Genomic DNA, 3323 nt, shown 5'->3' with positions numbered 1-3323 from the left:
GCGCAGATGGCTGTTGTGAGCGCTCACACTATTTGGACATTGATCCGATGATAGAGGCACAGAAGAGCGATTCAACAGTCTCCGTCCCGAAGAAATCCTGAAATCCCGGCAGTTCGCCAAAATCCAGATCGGATGTTTGGAGTGTTGCGCGCCCGATCCCGGCGTCGCCCGTCAGTCGTCGACCTGGGCGCGAAGATCCCACACCCTCTCGAGCGGCGCGAGCCCCTCGCCGCCGTCGGTATCGCGGAACAGCTCGACGAAGGGACCGATCCGGGCCTGCCAGGCGTGGTCGGCGGGGTCATCCGCCAGCGCTGCGAGTGCGGCATCCCAATCCGCACAGTCGACCACGTGGAAGAGGCGACGCCCGGATCGCCAGATTGTCCAGTCATGGATGCCGATCCGGGCGAACGATGCGGCCAGGTCATCGGGAATGCGGGCGTGATTCATACGGTAGCCATCGATGCCGCCTTCGCGGATTTCGGAGTGCAGTGCGATGCGCATCAACTCCTCCCTCTACCCTTGTGAGCCGATCCTCTATCGCATATCCTATAGGAAATCCGAACCTCGAAGGAGAGAGTTCCATGACCGACGCAACCCTCCAGCGGACGACCGAGCGTATACCCGGTGGTGAATGGTTCAGCGGTGCCGGACTCGGCATATTCGTGCATTGGGACCAAGCCTCGCAGCAGGGCATCGAGATCTCCTGGCCGCTCGTCGGACGCTCGATCATCCCGGGAGTGGATGCCGTCGAAGACGCTGTCACAGTCGCCGGGTACCAGGCCACCGCACCGACGTTCAACCCCACGGCGTGGGACGCCGCCGACCTTGCACGCCGGTTCAAGGAGGCCGGCGCGACCTACGTCGTGTTCACCGCACGCCACCACGCGGGCTACAACATGTTCTTCACGGACCAGTCCGACTTCGGCGTCGAACACGGGCCGTTCCGCCGGGACATCACCCGGGAATTCGTCGAGACCATGCGCGCCGAAGGCCTGAAGGTGGGCATCTACTACAGCCTCCCCGACTGGAACCACCCCGACTACCCGGCGTTCCGCGACGACGACCTGCCGTACAAGCTGGAGCACTGGCCGGCTGCCGGCCTCGCCGAGTTCGCAGACACGCCTGATGCCACCGACCGGCACCGCCGCTCCAGCCCTGAGGAATGGTCGCGCTACCTCGACTACGTGCGCGCGCAACTGCGGGAACTGCTCACGAACTACGGCACGATCGACCTGCTCTGGTTCGACGGGGACTGGGAGCGGTCGGCCGCGGAATGGAGCGCGCCCGGTCTCCGCCGCCTCATCAAGGAGCTCCAGCCGGACGTCGTCATCAACGACCGGCTCCCCGGGCAGGGCGACTACCGCACGCCGGAGCAGGGATTTCCTCTCACGGTGCCGACAGGACCCTGGGAGCTCTGCCTCACGATCGGCGATCACTGGGCCTGGCGCAGAGGACCGGACAACGAGAAGTCCGCGCGCTCACTGCTCGTCACCCTCATCGATGTGGTCGCCCGCGGCGGCAACCTGCTGCTCAACGTCGGCCCCGGCCCCGACGGGACCCTGCCGGAGCTCGAGAACGAGCGCCTGAGGGATTTCGGCGATTGGATGCGGGCGCACGCAGAGTCCGTCATCGGCGTCGAGCCGACCGAGGGACTCGACTTCCACGGTCCGAGCACCGCTCGCGAAGGGCGGCTCTACCTGCACCTCACCGCACTGCCGGTCGACGAGATCATCGTGCGCGGACTGCCGGTGCGCAGGATCACCCGAGTGCACCGACTGGCCGACGGCATCGACCTGCAGCACGATGCCAGCTTCGAAGTGCATGAGGCCTCCACGGCCGGCGACGACTCCGGCGAACTGCGCATCGTCGCCCCCGCGCCCAGCGGCGCGCTGATCGACGTCGTCGCGATCGACTTCTCCGACGACTGAACCGAGCACTACCCACCGACGCATCGAATGCAGCATCCAATGAAGGAGGCAGACAGTATGAATGCAGTCTCGAACCGGCGCATCAAGCACCTGATGGTCACGGGCGCCGCCGGCCTCACCGCCCTCGCGCTCGCCGGTTGCGCGGGCACCTCCGCAGGAGGCGGCGAGGCCGGAGGCCCGCTCGTGCTCTACACCTGGGCCGCGAGCGAAGGCGACCAGGCACAGTGGGCCGACTTCATCGACGGGGCCAAGGCCGAGGATCCCGAGCTGGACATCTCGGTCGAGGGGCCGAGCTTCTCCGACTACTGGACGAAGGTCAAGACCCGGCTCTCCGGCTCCAACCCGCCCTGCCTGCTCACGACGCAGGCGGCCCGCGCCCAGGAGCTCGGCGATCTGCTCATGCCGCTCGACGACCTGATCGAGAAGAGCGGCTTCGATGCCGACGACATCGACGAATCGATGCTCAGCGGCATGACCGTCGACGGCACCATCCGCGCCATCCCCTACGACGCCGAGCCCATCGTGCTGTTCTACAACGTCGAGGCGTTCCAGGCCGCCGGCCTCGAACTTCCGACCACGACCTACACGCGCGATCAGTTCGTCGCGGATGCCAAAGCTCTCACCGACGGCGACAAGAAGGGCCTGGCGCTCGCACCCGGTATCTTCATCCCCAACGCATGGTCTCTCGCCGACGGCGTGCCCGCCGTCACCGAGGACGGCGAACTCGACCTCACCAACCCCGAGTTCGTCGAGCAGATGCAGAGCTTCTTCGACCTGGTCGCCGTCGAGGCCGTCGCCCAGGCGCCTGAGGCCGCCGACGGCTCCGAGGTCTCGCAGCAGGCGTTCACTTCCGGGGAGGTGGCGATGCTCATCGAAGGTCCGTGGATGTACGGCAGCTTCGCCGAGGCCGCCGACTTCACTCTCGGCGTCACCATCGTCCCGTCGACGAGCGGTGAGGCCTCGGCGATGACAGCAGGGTCGGGCTTCGGCATCGCCGCCAACTGCGAGCGTCCCGACGAGGCGTTCGCGGCGGTGGAGGCCCTCACATCGCTCTCGGTGCAGGAGAAGCAGGCCGAGGCCCGCGGAATCGTGCCCGCCCGCATCGAGGCGCTGCCGGCCTGGGCCGAGGGCAAGACGGAAGGAGCATCCGACGTGGTCGAGGCTCTGCTCTCGAACGCGACACCCCAGCGCACCACCCCGACCTGGAACCAGGTCGAGACCCTGATGACGCAGTACGGCGTGCAGGGTTACCGGGGCGAGCTCACGGCCGAGGAGATCATGGACACGATCCAGAACTCGGTACAGGGCTGAGCGGATGGCGATCATGAGCGACCGGAGCGAGGCCGCCGCCCCCTCCGCGACCCTCCGCGGGGCGGGGCCGCCGAGCGGCGCCCC

The 3323-nt window shown here is 67.1% G+C and carries 3 protein-coding genes; 2 read left to right on the top strand and 1 reads right to left on the bottom strand.

The features are described 5' to 3' along the window. Nucleotides 1-171 precede the first annotated feature (171 nt). Nucleotides 172-501 (bottom strand): L-rhamnose mutarotase, encoded by a 330-nt coding sequence (locus CUR96_RS14935; protein WP_102194132.1) that lies wholly within the window; start codon nt 499-501, stop codon nt 172-174. 80 nt (nt 502-581) lie between these two features. On the opposite strand from CUR96_RS14935, the gene CUR96_RS14930 reads away from it, so the two are divergent. Together CUR96_RS14930 and CUR96_RS14925 are read left to right on the top strand one after the other, a co-directional pair. Next, nucleotides 582-1928, top strand: coding sequence for an alpha-L-fucosidase (locus CUR96_RS14930; RefSeq protein ID WP_102194131.1), 1347 nt, complete (start codon nt 582-584; stop codon nt 1926-1928). A 57-nt stretch (nt 1929-1985) separates the two neighbouring features. After that, nucleotides 1986-3239, top strand: a complete 1254-nt coding sequence (locus CUR96_RS14925; RefSeq protein ID WP_245861338.1) for an ABC transporter substrate-binding protein — start codon at nt 1986-1988, stop codon at nt 3237-3239. The last annotated feature ends 84 nt before the right edge of the window (nt 3240-3323 follow it).

It is taken from the genome of Microbacterium aurantiacum (genome assembly GCF_002872075.1).
Lineage (GTDB): Bacteria > Actinomycetota > Actinomycetes > Actinomycetales > Microbacteriaceae > Microbacterium > Microbacterium aurantiacum_A.
Note: the sequence above shows the minus strand (reverse complement) of the source record. Positions and strands in the feature narration are given on the sequence as shown.